Here is a 631-nt window from a genome sequence, read left to right on the forward strand (position 1 = left end):
CCGTTTCGCTCGTGCTCGTTGCCGTCGAGCGGCTCGTTTACCGCCCCATTCAAACGGCGTTGGGTGTTGATTCCAAACCTCAGCCACGACCTCAAATCGGTCCATAATCTGTTGAGGGGTTTCGGGATGCTGCCCATCCAACGCCCGTCGCTTAAGGATGCGCTGAATGGACTCGGCCATGTTTAACCAGCTGCCAGACAACGGGGTGTACAAGGGCAAAATGCCATGCTCACACAGCCACTGCATCAACTCAGGTGTTTTATGTCCGGTTAAGTTGTCCCACACTAACAAGAGGCGCAACGGGGGTAAAACGTCCGGTAAGGTAAACGTCACCGTTAACCCGTCTCGCCACTGGTGCCAGGTCTGCTGGAGATCAGCTTGAGAGACCGCGGGAGTGACATCCGGTAAGGTGTCCAGGATGGCGGTCAGTTCGGTTTTTAACCAGGGATGCAAGACCGCATTGGGAGTCTGCTCAACGCCTTTCAACCGCACCTGGCCATCGCTGGGATGAAATAGGGTGAGGACTTTGGCGGTGCCATTGCGGAGATACTCGTGGTCTTGCCGTTGGGGTTGGCCTTCACGGTGCCAACTGGGGGCGGCATCCGGCACGGTTTGGAACGGCCCGGCTTCA

At 57.2% G+C, this 631-nt stretch carries 1 protein-coding gene; it reads right to left on the reverse strand.

Annotated features, from left to right (window positions below):
* Nucleotides 1–631 (reverse strand): transposase (locus tag AC0QKW_RS00035; RefSeq protein WP_473149031.1); only part of this gene is annotated, 631 nt, incomplete at both ends.

The sequence above is a fragment of the Pseudanabaena sp. PCC 9330 genome (assembly GCF_055795045.1).